General features: G+C 54.9%; 15 protein-coding genes. 6 read left to right on the top strand and 9 right to left on the bottom strand.

What is annotated here, in order from left to right:
• Positions 1-94 precede the first annotated feature (94 nt).
• The 3 genes from CA54_RS22945 to CA54_RS22935 all read right to left on the bottom strand — a co-directional run bounded on the left by CA54_RS22945 (position 95) and on the right by CA54_RS22935 (position 3,511).
• The gene (locus CA54_RS22945; RefSeq protein WP_146373291.1) at positions 95-2,284 is read right to left on the bottom strand and encodes a hypothetical protein; all 2,190 of its coding nucleotides are present in this window, start codon (positions 2,282-2,284) and stop codon (positions 95-97) included.
• A 351-nt stretch (positions 2,285-2,635) separates the two neighbouring features.
• The gene (locus CA54_RS22940) at positions 2,636-3,085 is read right to left on the bottom strand and encodes a hypothetical protein (protein ID WP_146373290.1); all 450 of its coding nucleotides are present in this window, start codon (positions 3,083-3,085) and stop codon (positions 2,636-2,638) included.
• A 225-nt stretch (positions 3,086-3,310) separates the two neighbouring features.
• Complete coding sequence (locus CA54_RS22935) at positions 3,311-3,511, bottom strand: hypothetical protein (protein ID WP_146373289.1); 201 nt, start codon at positions 3,509-3,511, stop codon at positions 3,311-3,313.
• Between the two features lie 610 nt (positions 3,512-4,121).
• Here CA54_RS22935 and CA54_RS22930 point away from each other — a divergent pair.
• The gene (locus CA54_RS22930) at positions 4,122-5,861 is read left to right on the top strand and encodes a heparan-alpha-glucosaminide N-acetyltransferase domain-containing protein (RefSeq protein ID WP_146373288.1); all 1,740 of its coding nucleotides are present in this window, start codon (positions 4,122-4,124) and stop codon (positions 5,859-5,861) included.
• Between the two features lie 138 nt (positions 5,862-5,999).
• On the opposite strand, the gene CA54_RS22925 is transcribed toward CA54_RS22930, so the two are convergent.
• The 3 genes from CA54_RS22925 to CA54_RS22915 all read right to left on the bottom strand — a co-directional run bounded on the left by CA54_RS22925 (position 6,000) and on the right by CA54_RS22915 (position 11,222).
• A complete protein-coding gene (locus CA54_RS22925; RefSeq protein ID WP_197532745.1) occupies positions 6,000-7,529 on the bottom strand; it encodes an alginate export family protein in 1,530 nt (509 codons plus the stop codon).
• Positions 7,530-8,021: 492 nt separating this feature from the next.
• Positions 8,022-10,016, bottom strand: a complete 1,995-nt coding sequence (gene asnB / locus CA54_RS22920; protein ID WP_146373286.1) for an asparagine synthase (glutamine-hydrolyzing) — start codon at positions 10,014-10,016, stop codon at positions 8,022-8,024.
• Positions 10,017-10,118: 102 nt separating this feature from the next.
• Positions 10,119-11,222: a glycosyltransferase family 4 protein gene (locus tag CA54_RS22915; protein ID WP_231963166.1), complete on the bottom strand. Its 1,104-nt coding sequence runs from the start codon at positions 11,220-11,222 to the stop codon at positions 10,119-10,121.
• 205 nt (positions 11,223-11,427) lie between these two features.
• On the opposite strand from CA54_RS22915, the gene CA54_RS22910 reads away from it, so the two are divergent.
• From CA54_RS22910 to CA54_RS22895, 4 genes are all read left to right on the top strand, one after another.
• Complete coding sequence (locus CA54_RS22910; RefSeq protein ID WP_146373284.1) at positions 11,428-13,548, top strand: prolyl oligopeptidase family serine peptidase; 2,121 nt, start codon at positions 11,428-11,430, stop codon at positions 13,546-13,548.
• 722 nt (positions 13,549-14,270) lie between these two features.
• Positions 14,271-15,296 (top strand): glycosyltransferase, encoded by a 1,026-nt coding sequence (locus CA54_RS22905; RefSeq protein ID WP_197532744.1) that lies wholly within the window; start codon positions 14,271-14,273, stop codon positions 15,294-15,296.
• Between the two features lie 253 nt (positions 15,297-15,549).
• Complete coding sequence (locus CA54_RS22900) at positions 15,550-16,365, top strand: tetratricopeptide repeat protein (protein ID WP_146373282.1); 816 nt, start codon at positions 15,550-15,552, stop codon at positions 16,363-16,365.
• Between the two features lie 122 nt (positions 16,366-16,487).
• A complete protein-coding gene (locus CA54_RS22895; RefSeq protein ID WP_197532743.1) occupies positions 16,488-17,228 on the top strand; it encodes an SIR2 family NAD-dependent protein deacylase in 741 nt (246 codons plus the stop codon).
• 8 nt (positions 17,229-17,236) lie between these two features.
• Here the strand turns inward: CA54_RS22895 and CA54_RS22890 are convergent, their stop codons facing one another.
• From CA54_RS22890 to rfbF, 3 genes are all read right to left on the bottom strand, one after another.
• A complete protein-coding gene (locus CA54_RS22890) occupies positions 17,237-17,488 on the bottom strand; it encodes a hypothetical protein (protein WP_146373281.1) in 252 nt (83 codons plus the stop codon).
• Between the two features lie 125 nt (positions 17,489-17,613).
• Complete coding sequence (locus CA54_RS22885; protein WP_146373280.1) at positions 17,614-18,462, bottom strand: cyclase family protein; 849 nt, start codon at positions 18,460-18,462, stop codon at positions 17,614-17,616.
• Positions 18,463-18,520: 58 nt separating this feature from the next.
• A complete protein-coding gene (gene rfbF, locus CA54_RS22880) occupies positions 18,521-19,357 on the bottom strand; it encodes a glucose-1-phosphate cytidylyltransferase (protein WP_146373279.1) in 837 nt (278 codons plus the stop codon).
• Between the two features lie 164 nt (positions 19,358-19,521).
• Between rfbF and CA54_RS22875 the strand changes: the two genes are divergently transcribed.
• Positions 19,522-21,855 carry a lactonase family protein gene (locus tag CA54_RS22875; RefSeq protein WP_146373278.1) on the top strand — a complete coding sequence of 778 codons (2,334 nt, stop codon included), beginning with the start codon at positions 19,522-19,524 and terminating at the stop codon, positions 21,853-21,855.
• Positions 21,856-22,079: the final 224 nt, after the last annotated feature.

Below are 22,079 nucleotides of genomic sequence, written 5' to 3'. Positions count from 1 at the left end.
CGCCGCCTGAATTGCAGCAAGCGTCTTCCTGAGGGGCTGACGACGGGTGACCTTGGGCGTTGGGTGATTGAGTCGCGTAGGGTTTCCGCGTCGTCTATTCGGCAATGAAACCATGCACCCGCCCCATATAGTAGGCAAGTAGATAATGGAAGCCGGGACGGAGTCGCATTCCGTCCCCACCGGAGGTGAGTTTCCAGGGGTTCCAATCCCAGTAGGTTTCCTGACGCTCGTCGATCGGAAAGACATAGCCATCGACGCGACGACCGATGGGAGCCCCATGCCCATCGTGGTCACCCATTTGGACCAAGTCGATACGATGGGCGTTGGACATGGGCCATTCGATCAGATCCAAAGGATATCGCTGCAGCGTATCGATGGCTCCTGTGAAACATTCCGCAGGAGGAGACAGGTCCACTTCGCCCCATTGGTCACGACGTGTCTTCCCGAGTGAACAGGCGCCGTAGATAAAGTTCGTGAAGGAATTGCGTTCCGGCTTTTCGTATTTCCAGTTCACGCGAATCGCGTACTGGTACATATTGAGCAGTTTGGGATCCGTCTCGTAGCGAATCAGGTGGTAGTAATTCATAAAGGCCATGTTGTCATCCGGTTGATGACCGGGTGAATTGGGGCCTTCCAACAATCGCATCTGAGTCATGCCGTTCATGCCGTAGCCGTGATCGAGTGCAAGTTTCAAGTAGGCTTCGCGGTACTTCGGGTCGCCCGTGATGTGCTCCGCAATCAAGAGATAAGTCAGGATGCTGTAGGAATTCAGTCCTCGCTCGGCAACCCAAGCGAAGTTTCGGTTGAGGTCGTCCGGAGAAAAGTGCGCCCAGCGTGTCGGCAGACCGTCGTGATCGACGAGACTCAAATCGTTCGCCAGAAGGTGATCGATGATTCGCCGCACAACTTTTCGAACCTCGTCCTTTTGCGCCTTGGTCTCGCAAACATGGTCGAAATAAGTGGCCAACCCGAAGAAATGGCCGTCGAGTTCATCGGAACTGGAATCACACTTCCAGTACCACTTTCCCGACGCATCGACCGGTAGTCGCGGCTGGATGATCTTCCACAATGAGTCCCGTTTGGTGCGACCCATGTCATAATTCAAGTCGTACCGCTGGTTGGGATCGGGGTCGGTGGTCGGGATCACGTTGCGAGCAATAAACCCGCGCGGCGCCGGGTGCGGTCCGCCTTGGGTGACTTCGCTCAAAAACGCCAGGGCCCGGAAGGAGTTTTCAGCATGTTGTCGGTAGGCGGCGTCCCCCGTCACGGTATAGGCCATGCTCATCGCGCCGAGATAAAGTCCCGTGTTGAATCCGTCGTTGTCGGAATACGTGGGAACCGCCGTGCTTTTGTCCCCTGGTGCGGATAGCACGGCTGGATTGACGTATCCGAAACTCGTTCGGCGGTGATACTTCTCGATTTCAGCTTCGTAGAATTTCGCTTTCTCTTCGAGTGTTGTCGGACGAAACTGGATGCAAGAAATGCCGCCGGCTGTGGCGAACCAAGCGTTGCCGTCATCCGTAATGACAATGTCGCGGACATGGTTGTCGAGGAGCCATCGTCGTCCTTGTCGAAATTCCCAGACACCATCGGAGTAGCGAATGGCGCCGTTTTTGGTTCCAAACCAGATTCCTTTGGGACCTGCGGCCATGCAGGTGAAGTCGTTGTAAGGCAAGCCGTCTGTTCCATCCAGCAGCGTCCATTGATCGTCACCGGAGCGAAATCCCACACCTTGCGGGGAAGCAAACCACAATCGGCCGTCACGATCATAGACAACGGCACGGACATAGATCGGCGCCCAACGTCTCCGCTCATCGCCCGGAAGCGCCAAACTCCAGTTCTTTCCATCTCCGAGAAACAGGCCGTTCTCGGCAGCAACAGCGATTTCACCCTCATGCTCGGCGACCGCACGGACCATCCCGCGGCGGCTGACATGCTCTGCCAGCGTCGCATACCAAGGGGACTCGACCGGAAAAAGCCCTGCAGCAACGGAATCGTCGACCGCAACCCAGCTCGGATCCTCGAAACATGCGATCCCCTTGCTCGTCTTGGCAAAGAGGGTCCCGTCGTCGTCGCGCGCTATTTGCAACACATCATTCGACGGCAGTCCGTTGGCAGTGGTATAGGGAACCTGGACCTGCTGATCGAACCGCGAAACCGTAATCGGCAATTCACCAGCCACATCAGCCCCGCCCGCAGTCGCGACGAAAATGGTGCTGAGAACCACCGCAGGCACGACACAAAGACTCAAGCGATGAAGGTGACTTCGAAATTTTAGCATCATCAATTGGTCCTGCGGGTTGCGGTTGAAATGAGGGTGGCATCGCACGGCACTCAGTATAAAACTTAAAATTATCTCTAACCCTCGTCTTCTGGGAATGTGGAAACTGAATTGAGTTTAGCCCCATCGCTGTCGTTTGCTGACGCTCGAGTCATGAATCCAAACTCACCGTCCACCTACATCGGTTTTAGGCTCGCGGTCAGGGTTGGTCGATCAGAAATGCTGGGCATTGCGTCTTTTGGGTTTGGGTAACGATCCGAATCATCGGGCGATTAAGTTTCGCTTTGATTTCAGATTTGGCTGGATTCTCCGCTTCAGTTCACTCTGTTTTTCCTCAATTTTTTCGCGAACCGTTCACTCGACTACCCCAAAAGTCTTTTGAAAAGAATCGGGGGAATACATTCGGCAATCAGTATTGTGTAGCCACACACCGGGGCAACGCTTTTGGATGCCATGCCAAACTCTTAAAAGTTCCGACATTGTGCAATGCGTTTCAAATTTGGAACCGCCCCAATATGACGCAATTCCGGGCCGTATTTCATTGTCGGGGGCGAACGGGCAATCGAGGATGTCGAACTCGATGTAGTGATGTCCAGATTCCCAACGTGCAACCCAAGCAGTCCAGTCTGGCTTCGCGTCATGCACTAGCCTCACTTGTGAAACCGCAAGGATCGCGTCTGCGATCTCTTTTGGGGTGTAGATTTCAGACTTCCAATTGTCGTCGAAACTATACGCAGGGTCGGGAAGATCTATCGGCCCCCAAACAAGCGAAAATTCTGTCAGATTAATGAGTGAGTCCGACATGTTTTTCCAGATAGCGTCTGGCATAACCGGGCGGCGGGGTTACGCGTTGATTGTAAAATCCACAGGATTTGTGGCTCCAGTTCACAAAATTATTACGCGGCCTGTTGATCATTATTCAGTTGATTCGTAGTCGGCCAGTTTTGACATTGCAATCACGTTGTATGTTTCGAAGGTTATTCTTGAATCCGCGATGTCTATCAATTTACAACATCCAGTAATTCGCTTCTACTGCCGAAATGTTTTGTCTTTCTTGTCGATCACGACGATTCGAAATCCCGGATTATTGTCGGAAATATCCCACGCCACGACAGCGAGATATCGTCCGTTATCACTCTTAGAATGGATATCCTGCCAAGTAAAGTCAGGCAATTCAGGTACCCAACTCCCTTTCAATGTTAGATCAGCCCACTGATACGGGGAACCCATTTGGACTTCCATTGCGTTTGTGAACACAGGCTCTAACCGCGCGTATGGCATTCAATCTCTTTCAATAGAACAACTGTTGATCCAGATCCGAATAAACCCCCGCCGAAGCCAGATCACCTCCCGCGGACGGTTCGCTCATTATGCTGCAAACCCCATCCCGAATGCAAATTTCGATCCCAATCTAGCAATGCGTCGTGGAAATCATCCGACTGTTTTACACGTAGCAGATCTCCGATCCCTTCTTCTAGGCATGGACAATGCAGCTTACCGCGTGCACCCCGCGTGACCAGTAAACCAAAGCCCCCACCCAATTCACCGTTGTCGCAATCACACCACCCAGTTTTTCCGGGAATCCCTTGCAAGCCGTCGTGAAATCCATGAAGATGTTTTCGGTCTTCACGCTGGTCGATGCGCGGGTCTCTGTGTCCTCTGACCTGGCGGGTTTTTTTGCTGTTGCCGTCTGCGGACATTTTCCGGCGGATGTGTGGGGGCCGCATGGGATACGCTTTCGTGGCACGTATTGATGCCGGCTGAGCGGATGCCTCAGCCAGTCTGCTTTTTTCGTCGTTTATTTCGCCCCCTCCACCGCTAGTCGGGAGTCACCCAACGGATGTCATCGTCTTCCCTCAAGCCGGCTCGGATTGCATCGCTGGACCAATTCCGCGGCTACACCGTGGCCGGCATGTTTCTGGTGAATTTCCTGGGTGGATTCACCAATTGCCCCCAAGTGCTCAAGCATAGCCACAACTATCTGAGTTACGCCGACACGATCATGCCGCACTTTTTGTTTGCGGTCGGATTCGCCTTTCGCCTGACGTTCGGCCGCCGCATCAGCTCCGCCGGTGTGGGAGCTGCCTATCGAAAGGTCGTGACGCGTTTTCTGGGTTTGATGTTGGTCGCCATTGCCGTTTACGGCTCGGGCCGTGCAGCGGAATCTTGGGAAGAATTGCAACACATCGGCGTGTGGGGCGCGCTCTATTCCCCAATGAAACGGGAATGGTTTCAAACCTTGATGCATATCGCACTCACAGCCATTTGGATCACTCCGGTCATCCGTTCCTCGGCTGGTGTGCGGATTGCCTATCTGTTCGGATCGGCTGCCTTGCATGTTTTACTATCGCACTCATTCAACTTTGAATGGTGCAGCACGTCTCCCAACGTCATCGACGGCGGACCCATCGGCGTTTTAACGTGGTCGATCCCCGCGCTGCTGGGAACACTGACCTGCGACGCGGTCGCCGGCGCCGAGGGACGTCCCAATCTGGTCAAAATGTTTGCCTGGTCGATCGTGGTGATGGGCATCGGCTGGCTAATGACCTGTGGCACGCGTCTGTACGACGTGACCGAAAGCCAAATCGCCGAGCGGGAACAAGACGCCAAGATGCAGAAGTATCTCACCGACGAAATCAATGGGCGAATCGCGCCGCTGAATAAAGAATTGGGTGAAGTCGGCAAGGCGATCGCCGGTCTCCGCGCGCAACTGGACGGCATGTCGCTGGCCGTGGAGCAAGTCACCGATCCCGAGGAACGCGAGAAACTGAATCAAGAGCTGGAAGCCGCGCTGGAGAAGGATAGTGAATTACGCAACAAGATCGACGTAATTAAACAGGAATTTCAGGCCTATCGCGACGGCACTGAGGTCTTCATCAGCAAACAACTTGAAGTCAAAGCCAAGTTGGGTGAGATCAATGCAAAACTGAACGGTTCGAAAACCGTCGACAAGGTCGTTGATGAAAAGCAACGAGCGAAACTAACCGCCCAAAAGGAAGCATTGATCCAAGAGGATGCGGCCGCTGCGGCTGGACTTGAAGAACTCAAGGCGAACCCTCAGGACCCCAACGCGCCACAGGTGCGAGTCTTCCGCGATTCCAAACTCGCGATTGATCCCGTGTTCCCTTCCCAGGCGCGCATCGATGCCCTCAAGGCACGCTTTGACGAACAAGGCTGGCGCGCGATCGTTGCCGAGCCTCCGTTTGTCTATCCCCCGCACACCAAACCGGGTGTAGGCAAGAGATCGGTGATGTTGCGGGAGTGGAATTACTGGATGGTCAGCCAGCGACAAGGCACGTTGTCCTACACCGTCATTGCAGGGGGAATGTCGATTTTCTTGTATGCGATCTTCTATATCGCCTGTGATATTTGGGGATTGCGATTGGGGTTATTCACCACATTCGGCACCAACGCTTTGTTCGCGTATGCCTTGCATCCCTTGACCGGTGGTGCCGTAAAAGCCTTCATGCCGCGCGATGTGGCCACATGGTACATGTGGTTGGGATTCACCGTCTTTATGTTATTCACGTGGCTGTTTGTGCGCGTCCTGGAGAAGAACAACATCTACATCAAACTATAGGTGTTGCTCGATAATTTGATTCGAAAAAAGACCGGCGGGAATGCTTCCTGCCGGTCTTTGATTTTTTCTGAGAGTCGCGTGCCACTTCCAGCTTGCTGAGCCGTGCTTTGCCGGCCGCTCCCGTTTTCGATCGTCCGCCTAATAACGGATATGCGTTTGCAGATAGAATTGCGTGGCAGTATCCCGGGGCAGGGCATTGTGCACGTATTCGCCGTACCAGAACCACGAGTATCCGACCGAGACGGAGAAGTTGGGGTTGTACGTATACGTGGCGATTAGGTCCAACTCGTTGCCGATGTTTTGGCCTTGGTCAAGCGTTCCCAGCGGCGCGCCGGCGACGTTGTAGAGAAAGTCGTTGGTGCTGGCCAAATCAAACCAGTGCCAAGCGGCTGTCCCTTTCCATTTTTTTGCCGGGCTGAAATCAAGTTGCGCGCTGTAGTCGAGCAGGTTTTGGCCGGCGAGGTTATCCAAGATCCCCCAGTAGGCATGTCCCAGCGGATAGAGTACGCTGAAGGTGTTCGTCTCGTCATCGTTGGGATCCTGATCGCCTGAGCCCCAGTAAAACAGGCCGGACAGACGCGGTTGCCAGGGGACCTGCTTCCAGGTATGGCCCAGGATTCCGGTAAAGAATCCAGCGTTGATCCGCTCGCTGTTGTCGCTGCCGAATTGGTAGGCGCCTTCAAAGTCCAGGTCCCACACTCGCGAGACGTTCCCACATGCGTCCGTCACTGGGCTTGTCATATTCCAATGCAAGCCCACGGTGTGCCGAAACCCATCGGCGACGTTCTCGACTTGCTGAGTATCCCGCAACCACAACCAATACAAATCGACGTAACTATTTTCGAATCCCCGGTAGGTGGAATAAACACCCGAGAAAAACTGATCGTAATCGGGTTGATTAAAGTTGTTGTCAAAATCTTCAACCGGTACGATCCCGCGAGCCGCAGCGTTGACCGGGTTGGTGGCGAAGATGTTCAGGTCCCAATCCCCTTCGCTGTAAAGGTATTTAAGCCCCTGGAAGTTCCGACGCGTATTGCTCCAATCCAACGGCGAGACCAACCGCTGCTTGCCGTAGAGCATTTCCTGCCGTCCCACTCGAAACGTACCGGGAACATCCAACGTGGTTTCCAGGTTCACGTCGACAAAGGCGTTGAGTACCTCCCAACGATCGACGTCGATGGGCAATAGCGGCAGATCAGGGTCCCAGGCGGATGCGTCAATAAATTCCACATAGGCGCGGCCCCAATCGCCCACTTCAAGATTGAAGTATTGCCGCCACCGCCACAAGTTGTAAGTACTGCGCCCCGGTCCACCCGGCCGCAGACGGTTGCGTTCGTCCATCGGGCGAAAACGCAGTTCGCCACCGGCGGAAAGAATGAGGAAATCGTCCGCCAGATGAATCTGGTTGAGGCTGTCACCCAAGAGCGGCGGGTCGTTGGGATTGCTTCCGTAGGTGAAGTCGTTGTCAAAAAACAGCGGCTTATACGGATTGATTACTTGAGGGGGCGCAGGCTTGGGCGGCGGCACATAGACCCTCTGCTGCTGTTGTTGATAGCCAGCTGCGTAAGCATTTTGATCAACAGGCGGTTCCGCAGCCTTCGAGATTCCGGCAGAAATCCCCAACCCGATCGCGGTCAACGTGGTGATTACAATGAATCGGTGTGGCATGCCATCTTCCTTGATTGCGCGCACGACGCGATGGGAAATCAGCCAGCCTGAGCGGCCAATTGATCCCCCAAATGCAGCTGGTCGGACAGTTTTGAGATCACGGACCGAAGCAGGATGCGGCCGTGCGGTGCTTGACTCAAAACGCCGGATAAGGACTGTGGAATTGTCCAACAATTCCATCCCTTAAATCGGAAGAATGCTTTCAACCGGTTGAGTTCGCCCGGCCCTCTGTGCACAAGAACCGGCAATCTCTACCAACCAATAGGCAGGGTTTGCCTAACCGGAGCACTGAGAGGTAGTAGCGCTACTTAAAAACTCCACGATTTGAAAGACCGGCTCAAATTTGATACGTAACCTGCATGGGGCGTTTATCAAGGCCTTGGCTATCGATGGTGATATAGGCGTTGACGGTTCGCACTTCTTCGAGAATTCTATGAAGTGTGGACCAGCGTGGCAGCATAATTTCGCGGCAACGGCCGAATTCACCTGGCGTTATGCGGGAGCCATGTCGGGAACCGTCGACGCATCGACGAACATCCGCTGCCACAACTCTAAGCAGAGCAGCGACCACAGACGGTAACTGTGATCCCATTGGCCATCGAGATGCTCTTTCACCAATTGCTCGACCGCTTCAGGGCGGAAATAGCCACGGTTCAGTGCGGACCCATCCAGCAGTGTTTCTTGCAGCATCGGTTTCAATTCATGCCGAAACCAATGGTCCAACGGCACGCCGAAACCCATCTTCGGCCGCGACTGGATCGATTCCGGCAGCAGGTCGCCGAACGTCTCCAGCAGAATTCGTTTCCCTTGCCGCCCGCGAAGTTTGGCCTGTATAGGCAGGCTGGCGGCGAACTCGGTGACATGGTGATCCAAAAACGGACTACGGCATTCCAACCCATAAGTCATACTGGCGATGTCGACTTTGTTGAGAATGTCTCCCGGCAGATAAGTCAGCACATCGGCGCAGGTGGTGCGGGTGACGAAGTCGCGATTCGGACATTCTTCGTACGACCGTAATAACGGTGCAGCTGCGTCGGCCTCTCCTACAGCCGCACGAAAATCATCCGTTAGCAAACCCGCCAGGCGCTGGTCGTCAAAAATGCTGACCCATTTCAAATAGCGTCGTTCCCGCGGTTCGCCCAGGGCGGCCAACAAACGTTTGAGCCGACGTCGCCGCGATTTCTGTCGGACCGATGCCGGAAAATGTTGCCACAATTTCAACGTCGCCATTTTTTGCAACGGCCGCGGCAAGCCGTCAAACCATTCGGCGATGCGGACCGCCTTGTAACGATCGTAACCGGCAAATAACTCATCACCCCCATCGCCTGACAGCGACACAGTGACATTTTGGCGGGTCATCTCCGAGAGATACATCGTGGGGATCGCGGAACTATCCGAGAATGGTTCGTCGTATTGCCAAATCAATCGCGGTAGGATCTTGAGCGCATCGGGTGTCACCATCGCATCGTGATGTTCGGTTCCCAGATGCTCCGCTGCTTCGCGGGCATAGGCGCGTTCATCGAACGCTTTGACGGGAAATCCGATCGAAAATGTTTGTACGGGGCGCTCGGAGAGTTTTTGCATCAGCCCGACGATAATTGTCGAATCCACGCCGCCGGAAAGAAACGCCCCAAGCGGCACGTCGCTCCGCATCCGCAACCGGACTGCTTCGGTGAGCACCGTGCGAAGTTGCTCACGAATTTCCTGAGCGGGGGCATTCTCCGGATTGCTGAAATCGAGTCCAGCGCGTTGCAACTCCCCTTGTTCGTACCCCGGCTTCCAATAACGACGTACGTTCAATTCGCCATTGTGATAGATCGCCAAGTACCCGGGCGGAAGTTTTTGAAAACCGGCCAGCATGCACCGCGGGGCGGGGACGTACTGATAGGTCAGATATTCATTCAAGGCAACCGGATCAATGTCGCGCGGCAGACCGGGGACCTGCAGCAGGCTTTTCAGTTCGCTACCAAAGAGCAACCGCTGTGGATCATGCCGATAAACGAGCGGTTTTTGGCCGAGCCGGTCACGAGCAAGCAACAGTTGTTTTTTGCGATCATCCCAAATGGCAAAGGCGAACATACCGCGAAGATGCGTGACGCAGTCCGGGCCGTATTCTTCGTAGAGGTGAACGATAGCTTCCGTGTCGCAGGACGTACGAAACTGATGTCCCCGTTTTTCCAGGTCGGTTTGCAGTTCACGGTAGTTGTAGATTTCACCGTTGAAGGCAATCCAAACAGTGCCGTCTTCGTTCGAGAGCGGTTGATGCCCGCCTCCCAGGTCGATGATCGACAAACGACGGTGCCCCAAAGCCGCTCCGGGGGGTTGAGCAGCGGACATCTCGCTGGATGCATTGGAGTGATCCGTGGAACGGTAGTAGCCGCAATCATCCGGACCGCGATGCGCAAGAGCAGTCGTCATCCGCCGCAGGATATCGATATCCATTGGCGGTTGTCCGGCGGTCCAAGCAGCTCCAGTGATTCCACACATGGGGAAGGTCGTTTCTGTGATTTACGTTTTACGATGCCGTGTGAGGTGGGGGAGAATCTCTCGTCCGACATAGAAAGGTGCGTCACGACTAAACCGACGGGATTAGTCGGTCAAGACTTCACGATACAATTTGGCATAGGCGGCAACCATGCTGGGGATGCTGAATTGGTCGCGAATCCGTGCGATGGCAGCTTGCCCGAATGCCGCTCGCTGTTCTTTGTCTTCGAGGAGGATGTTCGTATACTTCGCCCGCCCCACGTTGTCGCCGACCGGAACTAAGTAGCCGGTTTTTTGGGGGACGACCAATTCTCGGTTTGGCGGAATGTCACTGGCCACGACCGGCACCCCGGCCGCCATCGCTTCCATGATGCTGTTGGAAAGTCCCTCAAAATCACTGGCCAGCCAAAACACCTCGATCGCCGGAAAAAACCGCGCGGGGTCAGGGTGATGCCCGAGGAAATGAATACGGTCGGTATTTTGTGTTTCGCGGGCGAATGTCTCTAGCTGTTGGCGATCGGGGCCATCGCCGATGATCAAAAAATGAATGTGCGGCTGCAAATTGCTAATGAGTTCTACGGTCCAGGCGAGGTCCCGTACACGTTTTTGCGGCGCGAGTCGCCCGATGAATCCCACGACGCGCGCCTCTTCAGGCAGGCCAAGTTCCTCAAAAAGATTTGCGCGGGTCACCGTCGGAGGCATGGGAAGATCAATTCCATTATAGATCACCCGTAATTTGCGATCCGGAACCTCTTGCTGGCGATAAAAATCAGCAACACTGTGCGAGTTGCCGACGAGCAGGTGGGTCCGCGGAATTAGTTTTTTGTCAAACCACAGTTGCCACCGCGATTTCCAAGAATCGACACAGCGTTCCGAGACGATGATTTTCGGAGTCTTGCCCTTACCAGCAACGAGCCGCCCGTAGGTATTGGCGGCAAATAACCAGGAATGCAAAATGTCCGGTTGCCACTCTCGAATGATCCGACGCAAACGCGAGAGGGTCAGCGGATCGAATTTGAAGCGTTTTCCTAAAACCTGAACATCGATGCCTTGTTCGGCCAACGTTTCGGCATAGGGGCCGCCGCGCGTTAAGGCGACGACGCGGACGTCGAATTCCTCAGACGACAATCCCGAGGCCAAAAGCGTGAGTTGCTTCTCGGCTCCGGAGCGGTCCAGGGTGGGAATCAGCAGTAGGATTTTCGTCTTCAAAGCGGAATTCGGCCGAATCTCTTGTAATCATAGGGGGCGTTGTAATAATTCGCCGTATGTGACGACTGACTTTTTGATATGTCGCTCGGCCGGATAGGTCAAGGTCAGACGTTTCGGCACTGGGACGCTGCTGCGGGGCGTTTGGCCGAAAGCCGTGTTGTTTTCTAAAGCAATTTCCGCTGCTGCTCAAGCGAGAAGGAGTGATATGCGACGTTTATTCTTTACGCCCTGTTTTCTCTATGTGGTGACAAGTCTGATGACAGCCAGCGATCAATGCCAGGCCCAGGACGCCAATTCCGCGCGTCCGACGGTGAAACGTCCCCAAACCAAGAGCGAACCGGTAACGGATGTGCTGCACGGCGAAAAGATCGTCGATCCTTATCGTTGGTTGGAAGACCAACAAAGTCCTGCCACCCGTGAATGGATCAAGCAGCAAAACGTCTATACCGATGCGATGCTCAAAGACCTGCAGGGGCAAGATAAAATCACTGCCCGCTTGGGCCAGTTGATGAAGGTCGACGCCGTCGGTTTGCCGCATGCGCGGGCCGGGCGATATTTCTTTATGAAGCGGCGTGCCGACCAGGACCTAGCGGTCATTTGCTTCCGCAAAGGTGTCGAAGGTGCGGACGAAGTGCTGATCGACCCGGCTAATCTCAGCGACGACGGCAGCAAGTCGGTCAGCATTGAAGACATCTCTGAGGATGGCAAATTACTGGTATACACGATTCGCACCGGCGGCGAAGACGAAGTCGCCATCCACCTCTTCGATGTCGATGCCCGTAAAGACTTGGCGGACGCATTGCCGCGAGCGCGGTACTTCGGTGCGACGTTAACGCCGGACAAAAAGACGATCTTTTATACCAAGCACGACGATGACGGGCCGCGGGTGTTTAAGCACACCGTGGGCGACGATCTCGCAAACAACAAGCAAATCTTCGGCGACGGGTACGACAGTGGAAAAATCCTGTATGCCACATTGTCGCACGGCGGGCAGTATCTGATTTTTCATGTGCTCTATGGATCGGCAGCACCCAAGTCGGACTTGTACTTTCTGGATTTGACAGACGACGGACCGGTTCGGCCGATCGTCAATGATATTGATGCGCGTTTCTTCGGAGCGGCGATTAACAACCGCTTGTTCGTCCGTACGAATTGGGAAGCCTCCAACGGTCGGATTTTAGAAATCGACCTCGAAAACCCTCAGCGCGCCAATTGGCGGGAAGTGATTCCACGCAGCGAAGCCGTGATCGAAGATTTTTCACTCTGTGGTGGGAAGCTCTTTGTGAACTATCTCGACAACGTGAAGTCGCGCGTGAGTGTCTATGATCCTTCTGGCGAGCATGTGCGCGACGTCGAGTTCCCGGCATTGGGATCGGTGAGCGCGGTGTATGGCGAGTGGGAGAGCGACGAGGCCTTCTTCTCCTACAGTTCCTTTCACATCCCCTCGACAATCTATCGCGATGTCGTCTCGACCGGAGAGCGGTCGGTGTGGGCGCGGTTAGCGGTGCCGGTCGACAGCGACAACTTCCAGCTTGAGCAAGTCTTTATTACCTCCAAGGATGGAACCCGCGTGCCGATGTTTTTGCTGTATGGCAAAGGCACAAAACTGGACGGCAAAAACCCGACGTTGCTGTATGGGTATGGCGGCTTCAATGTCAGTTTGACTCCCTCGTTTTCGGCGCGGGCCGTCAGTTGGGTCGAGCAGGGAGGCGTGTATGCAGTCGCCAACCTCCGTGGCGGCGGAGAACTGGGCGAACAATGGCATGAAGCCGGGATGCTGGAAAACAAGCAAAATGTGTTCGACGATTTTTACGCAGCAGCGCGGTGGCTGATTGACCGCGGGTATACCAATCCGGACCGGTTGGCAATCGCTGGCGGCAGCAATGGCGGGCTCCTGGTTGGTGCGGCAATGACGCAACATCCGGAGTTGTTCCGCGCCGTGGTCTGTTCCTATCCGTTGTTGGATATGCTCCGTTACCATCAGTTTTTGGTCGCACGGTTTTGGGTGCCGGAGTACGGTTCCTCTGAGGACCTTGAACAATTCGAAGTGCTCCGTGCGTATTCGCCTTATCACAACGTGAAACCGGGAACAAAATATCCCGCCTTGATGTTGATTACGGGCGACTCCGACACGCGTGTTGATCCGCTCCATGCGCGAAAAATGGCGGCGTTGATGCAGGCATCCTCCACCGACGACCGTCCGATGCTCTTGCACTACGATACCAAGGCGGGGCACTCCCGCGGCCGCCCGGTCAGCACGCAGATCGAAGATTTGGCCTATGAGCTGGGATTTCTCTTCGATCAATTGGGCGTGAAGGTGAAATAGTCGCCGTCACAGCATTCACAGCACGGAGTTGCATTACCCATCAACGCGAGCAGCCGCCCTTCGGCGTACCGAGGGGCGGCTGCTGTTTGTTATTAAAGGGATTAGTCAGAGGACGTGGTCGTCTTGAGAAGCGGTCGTGCCGTTGAACAGGCACTGTTGACTTCTCAGCGGAAACAGTAGGGCGGATCTTGCATGGTCGATGCCTCCTATGTCTCTACCAATTTGGTACGATACGAAACTCTTCTGCGGTCGGACGGTCAGGGTTGTCCGGAATCTAGCGGCCACATAGAGCGGGCCAGCCTTTGTCGCAACAACCATTCCTCCGGTTGGAAGACAAAATGAAACTGCACTTCAAACTTCATACGTAGTATCGCAGGCTGTTTCTAAAATTGCCAGAAAAAAATGGAGCGTGAGCCAATAATTTTGCAGTTCGATCCACTGGCGAAAACGGCGGATTCTCGTTGACCTGGTGACTCGTGCACTAGGCACCTCGTCCAATTTTAAGGCGGGTAATTGTTGTTGACCGGATTCTGCAATTCTGCGACACTCCCGCCGCCCATCTCAGAATCACCGGCAAAACCGTTGCTGGCGTGCGTCACGGAAGGCGATAGAGTGCAGATAGGCAGAATGTTCCGCCTCAAAAAACGTCAATGCGGCGGCCACACAAAAGTGCCATCGGCACGAGCAAGCGGACTATCCGCTCGATGCTTCAAGGAGGAAGTATGCGAGTTGCAATCGTAACCGACCCCCAATCCCACTCCGCTGGCGAGACGATCATCGCCGAGTCCTTGCAGGAAGCGTTTGCCGGGCAAATCAGTCCGCTCGAAACGGCCGATGTCGTCATCAGTACCAGCCGCGCCGCTGCTCGCAATGTGACCGCACCGCTCGGTTCGCCGCACATTTGTTACCTCGCGGACACAAATAACGCCCCACAATCCCATTTGATGGTCCAGTCGCCGCAACGACTCAAGCCAAGCACCTTGGAACTGTCAGCGGTTTCTGCCACGCCAACCGAAACGCAGGCAACTGTGAGTCCCGGCCATCAGGGAATCACACATTATCTGGCCGGTAACGGCATCGCCGCCAACCAATTGCGGCAGGCAATCGACCGCCCGGTGAAAGTCATCTCTCCAGCCATCGACACCCAACCCTTCCGGCCGCAAAAGTTACGACGGTCTGAGCATTATTTACTGATCATTGACGAAGGGAACATCAGCGGATTGGAAGTGGCCATCGCTGCATCGCACATCGCCGGCCGAGAGCTGGTGGTTGTGACCGAACCGAATTTCGAGCTGCCTGATTTGCTTGCCGAGCAATCGCATGTGCAATTCGTGACGGCCGACGATGACTCCGATTTGTACCAATACCTCTGTGAATGCCGGGCCTTGTTGTGCCTTTCGTCTGGAGACTTTGATGCCAATGTGATTCGCGCGCAAGCCTGCGGCACGCCGGTGATTGTCCCTGCCGGAGGAGGCATCGAGGAACTAATTTTAGATGCTGAACAAGAAGGGCCGGGGACCGGATTACTTTTTGAACCTTCGACGCCTGAATCAATTGCCTCAGCGATGCTCGAATATGAGCGTAGGCCCCATAAGTGCTCCGCTATGTTGGCATCGGCACACGCGCAGGCCTTTTCCCCAACACGGTTTGCCGAGGAAATCCACGCCTTTGTGGAAGCTGTCGTCAACTCGACCGTCCGGGCTGTTGCCGACGAACCGTTTGGCGGCGAACAACGACGCGCAGCATAACGCTCGGGCAGGTAGACATCGCCCGTGCTCATGGAATCGGGATTGCGGTCGTGTTCCCATCCACGGCCAAAAAAAACGCAATTTACGGCTGAAAAACTCAGCAGGTTGTGAGATGATACATCAACTTTCGGTCTTGCGATGTTTGCGTCTCATTGCGGCCGGCGACTACGGGCGCTCGTTTGCTATGGCCAGTCGATAAATTTGCCAGAAATTGCAGAGCGACGAGTCAGAGGCGGCACGGCGCTGGCTGGTTTTGATTATTCATCACCCGGGGATCATTCCTATCGTGTTCGGTCCGTTGTATTTTTTGAGTGACCCGCAACTGCTGCTCACCAGCCCGCTGATGTTGATCATGGCGGGGGTGTGGCTGTGGATGCTCATATACTGCATTCGCAATGATCCGGAGCGCAATGTCTGGCTGTGGGTGCTGATCATCATCCCGCCGATCGGCACATTGGTTTACTTTTTCGCACGCTGGCTGCCGCAGGCACGGTTGAAGCCGCCAAGATTTCTCAATCGGATTTCCCGCGGCAAGGAATTGCAACGGCTGTCGATCGCAGCCCGCCAAATCGGCAATTCGCACCAGTTCGTCCAATTGGGCGACGCCCAGCGCGATACGGGCCGCTATGAGCAAGCCGGGGATTCGTATTTTAAAGCGCTGGAAAAAGAACCGGATAACATCCAAGCACTTTGGGGCCTGGCGCAGGTGGAAATGCATTGGAAGCAATACGACAAAGCCCGTCCCCGCCTCGAATCCGTATTGGCCGTTGACCCCAGTTACAAATTCGGCGATGTCTCGTTGGCCTATGGCCGCTGCTTGTTGGAGTTGCACGACCAGGATGCCGCTTTCACGCACCTCACAGAACACCTGAAACGCTGGAAGACTCCCGAATCGCAAGTTGTGTATGCCCGATTGTTATGCGAGCGTGGCGAGACCGACGCTGCCCGTGAGATGTTAGAAGGCATGGTGTTGGAAGTCAGTGGCGGCCCCAAGTTTTTTCGACGTCAAAGCGCCCGCTGGGTCCGCGACGCCAAACGCATGCTAGCCAAAATGCCGCGCCCCCAATAAGAGAGCAACCCAACGCAGGATGCGTCGCGAGGCACCTTTCTCCGTAGGGCAAGTTGCTTACCACTCAAAACAACGGCATTGCAAAAAATCTATCTGCAAACGACGAAAGAATCACACAAACCTTGCCGGACCTACCTACGATCGCTGAATGGATCCGTGAGGCTGATTCCATCGTTGCCTTCACCGGCGCGGGGATTAGCACCGAAAGCGGCATTCCCGATTTTCGTTCGCCCGGGGGGATCTGGTCAAAGTCGACGCCGGTTTACTACGATGACTTTGTGCGGTATCCCGAATCGCGTTACGAATATTGGCGGCAAAAGTCGATCGCCCACCGTGAATTCGCTTCCGCCCAACCAAACGTGGGCCACACGGTGCTGGCTGATTGGGAAACGGCCGGCCGCTTAGACGGGGTGATCACGCAAAACATCGACGGACTACATCAAGCGGCCGGAAGTCAACAGGTGCTGGAATTGCACGGAACAGCGCGGTTCGTCGCTTGTCTTGAGTGTGAGTCGCGGTTCGATGTCGACCCGTGGGTGTTGTATTTTCAGGAGCGGGACGAGGTTCCCCCCTGTCCGGAATGCGGCAGTTGGTTGAAGCACGCAACGGTTTCGTTCGGGCAAGCGCTTCCGCGGGAAGTCCTGTCGCGATCGATGGAACTGGCTCGTGGCGCTGATCTGTTTATTGCGCTCGGATCATCATTGGTCGTCGAACCGGCAGCCAGTTTGCCCCGCTTGGCGAAAGAATCGGGCGGGCGGTTGGTGATCATCAACCGCGACACCACAGACCAGGACCGCTCCGCCGATGCAGTGATTCATGCCTCGATCGGCGAGACTTTGACGGCGATCAATGCACTATTGTGAGCCGGCTGTCACACGTATACCCACAGTTCGATGTAGCTGTTGATTAGGTTGCGAAACGTCTCCGACAATTCCGAGGCGACCATCAACGGCATGTAGAAGATCAACAGGCTGTCGTTGTCCCCCGTCATCATCGCATCTTCCCATTTCCAGTACATGGGGCCAATGGAGAGGACATAGACCACTAGCAGGATAAGCACACGCGTGGCGAACCGCTTGAGCAGTTTTTTGAATCTCGATTTGGGGCGAGGTTGAGTCGTCACGGCGAACGGTTTTTCAGAAAGGCAGAGTAATGGGCGATGCTATTGTTGAGCATCGCAGCCCGCTCCGTTTACGATAAACCGAACCCCACCTCGAAACAACGGATTTTTTAGTTGACCGGCCGAATTTATTCGCTTTCGGACGTTCCCGGCGGCAGAATCGCAAAGATCCGCGTCGGCCCGCCGCTGCCGGTTTCGATTTTGATCGGGGCAATCACCAGATAAAACCCGCGAGCCGGCAATTTGTCGAGATACGCCACGTTTTCCAGGGCATATTTGCCGGCGCCGTTGATCGTATGATGCACGGCAAAGTCCTTCGATGGTCCGTGATCAATGCTCAGCGTATCGATGCCGATACCGCGAATCTTGCGTTGCTTGACCAAAAACTGGGCCGCTTCGTCTGAGAATCCGGGGAAATGCAGGCCGCCGCGGACGTCCTGATTTTTGTACCGCGCGAAGTTCGTCCAAAATCGTCCCCAACCGGTTTTCGCCATCACGACGGCCTTCTCGGGGATTTTGCCGTGCTCTTTTTCCCAATCCGTAATGTCCGCGACACTCATGCGATAATCGGCATCCACTTCCGCTTGTGGCGAAATATCGATCACCACGCCGGGAGCAAAAAACTGCTTGACGGGAATCTGGTCGACCGAGGGCTGATTCGGCTCGAAATGATTCGGCGCATCAATATGCGTACCAAGATGCTCAGGCGAGGTGAATGCTTTGGACAGCACCCCGTCGTTCTTCAGTGTTGCGATCGTCTTCAACGAGAAAGGAATATAATCATCCGCCGGCCAATACGGGCTTTCGGCGTTGAGCGGATAGGTCAAGTCGATGATCTTCATCTCCCCCGCAAACAGGCTTTCGAGCGTGGGAGCAGGAGTCGTCTTTGCTGTATCTTCAGCGACCGACAATTCCGAAAGCCAAAACCCAAAGGCGGACAGCATGGTGAGAACAACGATGGTTAAGACGCGGCGCATGTGTCTCTCCTGATCCAAAGGGTGGGTTTGAAAGTCGGGCCGGCCGACGGCAAACAATTCAACCGGCGGTTCGCGACCATTGTACCGCCGGGGGGGCATTTTGTGACGCTCCCGCATCCCTGGAGGGAGAATTCACCATCCACGGAGCGGTGCCGGTTTTCCAGATCGACTCCAACAATTGTTTTTCACGGAGCGTATCCATCGGCTGCCAGAATCCGTCATGGCGAAACGCCGCCAATTGTCCGTCAGCAGCGATTCGTTCCAAGGCATGTGCCTCAAGCTTGGTCTCGTCACCGATGATGTAGTCCAAGACTTCCGGCTCAAACACAAAGAAGCCGCCGTTGATCCAACCTTCTCCGGTCTGTGGTTTTTCGGCAAACGTCGCTACGCGGTCGCCATCGAGTTCCAGATGGCCAAATCGAGCGGGCGGGCGGACAGCGGTAACCGTCGCCAAACGTCCCTGCTGACGATGAAATTTCAACAACTGCGAAATGTCGACATCGCTTAGGCCATCCCCATAAGTGACCATAAAGGTGTCGTCGTCCAGATATTTTCGCAACCGCGCCAGTCGCCCCCCGGTCATAGTCTCCGCTCCGGTGTCGACAATGCCGACTTCCCAATCCGGCGGCGACTCCCGCACGACGCGATGCGTTCCCTGGCTCAGATTGACGAATAGATCATTTTGACGCATATCAAAGTGACAAAAATAATCCTTGATGACTTCCGATTTGTAGCCGGCTGCAATCAAAAATTCGCGATGACCATACGCCGCATAATAGCGCAGCAAATGCCACAAGATCGGCTGTCCGCCAATTTCCACCATTGGCTTGGGAACCCGCGCGGTCTCCTCCGCTAAACGCGTTCCCAACCCGCCAGCCAATACGACCACCTTCATAATCCGTCCTTATATGCGCTGCATGCGTGTTGGGGGCGGTTTTCTAAGTGATTTGAGATAATCGGTCAACTGCAATTCCGCCGTTGATCTTGGTACACTGGCGACAAGGATCAGCTATCTTAAAACGACACAACAACGATACTTTCAACTCAAGGGATCAGGCCATGTTTCAGGGATTGCGTTTCTTGCTGGTGCGGGCATGTGTGGCGGTTGCAGTGATTGCAATTTGGACATCCTCGGTCGCCTATGCCGATTCGTTTGTCTATCTCTCCGTGGGCGGCGAAAAGCGGATTGCGATATACAAAATGAACGACAAGACCGGCGAACTGACGCATCAAGCCGATGTCGACGTCGCCGGCGCTCCCGGGGCCATGGATGTCGATGCACAAGGACGGTTTTTATTCGTCAGTCTGCGGTCGAACAAAGAGTTAGCGGCATTCGCCATTAATCCCGCGGATGGCAATTTGACGCCCATTAACTCCACAACCATCGGAGAAAATGCCGCCTATGTCAAAGTCGACAAGACCGGCAAGTATCTGCTCTCTGCCTATTACGGCGCGGGCAAAGCGGCCGTGCACAAGATTAACGACGATGGGTCCCTCAGCGAGAAACCGCTGCAAATAGTCGAAACAGCTCCCAAGGCACACGCCATTGTTCCCGATCCCACTAACCGCTTTGTGTTCGTTCCACACACAGGACCGAACAAAATTTTTCAATTCGCATTCAACGAGCGGCGTGGCATGCTGGTCCCGAACTCAGTGGCCGCGGTGACGACACCCGAGGCCGACGAGCCACGGCACATCGCCTTTCATCCCATGTTGGATAGAGCCTACGTCGACAACGAAAAAGGAAACAGCGTCACCGTCTTCGCTTTTGATCCAGCCAAGGGAACTCTCACCGCCAAGCAAACCGTATCAACCGTTCCGGATGATTTCACCGAACGAAGCCACTGCGCCGACATCGAAGTCGCACCGTCAGGCCGATTTGTGTATGCCTCGAATCGCGGACACGACAGCATTGCCGGGTTTGCGATTGATCCCGAAACGGGACTGCTGACCTCGATCGGGCAGACCCCCACAGAAAAAACGCCTCGTTCGTTCAACATCGATCCGTCCGGCCGTTTCATGTACGCGGGAGGGCAGGGGAATGGAAAGTTGGCTGCGTTTCGTATCGACGAAAATACCGGCGGCTTAACCCGATTCGCGACGTACGACGTTGGTCCCGGCATCGGCTGGGTCCAGGTGGTCCGTCTGCCTGAAAAGACGGTTCGCAAATTTGAAGCGAATTACGATGAATCCAAGATTCCCGCCTACAAACTCCCCGACCCGTTGGTCACGGCCGACGGTGAAAAAGTCACCGATGCCAAGACGTGGTTCGAAAAACGGCGGCCGGAAATTTTGGAATTATTCGAAACCCACGTTTACGGCCGCGCTCCCGGTCCGCCGGCTGAGATGACTTTCGAAGTCGTCAGCGTGGATGACAAGGCTATGAACGGCAAGGCGACGCGTAAAGAAATCATCGTGCGGTTTTCGAAAGACGAAAAGGGGCCGAGCATGCGGATCTTGCTGTATGTCCCCAACAACGTCAAAGGCCCGGTGCCAACATTTCTGGGACTGAATTTTTACGGTAACCATTCGATTGATGACGACCCCAAAATATCTCTGTCAGTAGCGTGGATGCGGCCGAATCAATCAAAAGGGATCGTCGATAATCGAGCAACAGAAAAATCACGCGGCACGAGCGCCCAGCGTTGGTCGGTCGATAAGATTATCTCGCGCGGATATGGCATTGCCACCATCTACAACGGCGATATCGATCCCGACGTCGACGACGGATTTCAAAACGGCGTGCATCCCCTGTTTTACAAACCGGGACAAACCCGACCCGCCGATGATGAATGGGGCACAATTGCCGCATGGGCCTGGGGCCTGAGTCGGGCGCTCGATTATTTTGAAACCGACGACGATGTCGATGAAACCAAGGTCGCCGTGATGGGGCATTCACGGCTGGGAAAAACAGCCCTCTGGGCCGGCGCGCAGGATCCACGGTTCGCCTTGGTGATCTCCAACGATTCAGGCTGCGGCGGGGCCGCGTTGAGCCGGCGGGGGATCGGCGAAAACGTCTGGCGGATCAACACCGCCTTTCCCCACTGGTTTTGCGGAAACTTCAAAAAATACAACGATAACGAACAAGCATTGCCGGTCGATCAACATCAACTGATCGCCTTAATCGCTCCGCGCCCCGTTTATATCGCCAGCGCCGAGGAAGATCGTTGGGCCGACCCCCACGGTGAATTCCTCTCCGCCAAGCACGCCAGCCCGGTGTACGAGTTGCTTGGTACCGATGGTTTAGGAGCTTCGGAAATGCCGAATGTCAATGAACCGATCGCCAACACCATCGGCTACCACATCCGCAGCGGCAAACACGACGTGACCGATTACGACTGGGAGCAATACGTACGATTCGCCGACAAACACCTGCGCAACAAAAACGAGTAAGCCCCAGAGTAGGGTACATCACGACGCACCTTGTCAAAAAGCCTCGCGCAAAGCCGCGAAGACGCAAAGAACTATCTTGCGAAGGCAGATTGTCGTCTGTCACACATCGGTTGCGCATCTAGAGTTTGACGTTGCCGAGTTCAACGGTCCTCTCTTTTTCTTCTTATTACCTTTTCTTCTTAGTGGCTCTGCGTCTTTGCGCGAAACCTTTTTTAAAGTCGTTC

Source organism: Symmachiella macrocystis, assembly GCF_007860075.1.
Lineage (GTDB): Bacteria > Planctomycetota > Planctomycetia > Planctomycetales > Planctomycetaceae > Symmachiella > Symmachiella macrocystis.
This window is presented reverse-complemented; position numbering and strand designations above follow the sequence as displayed.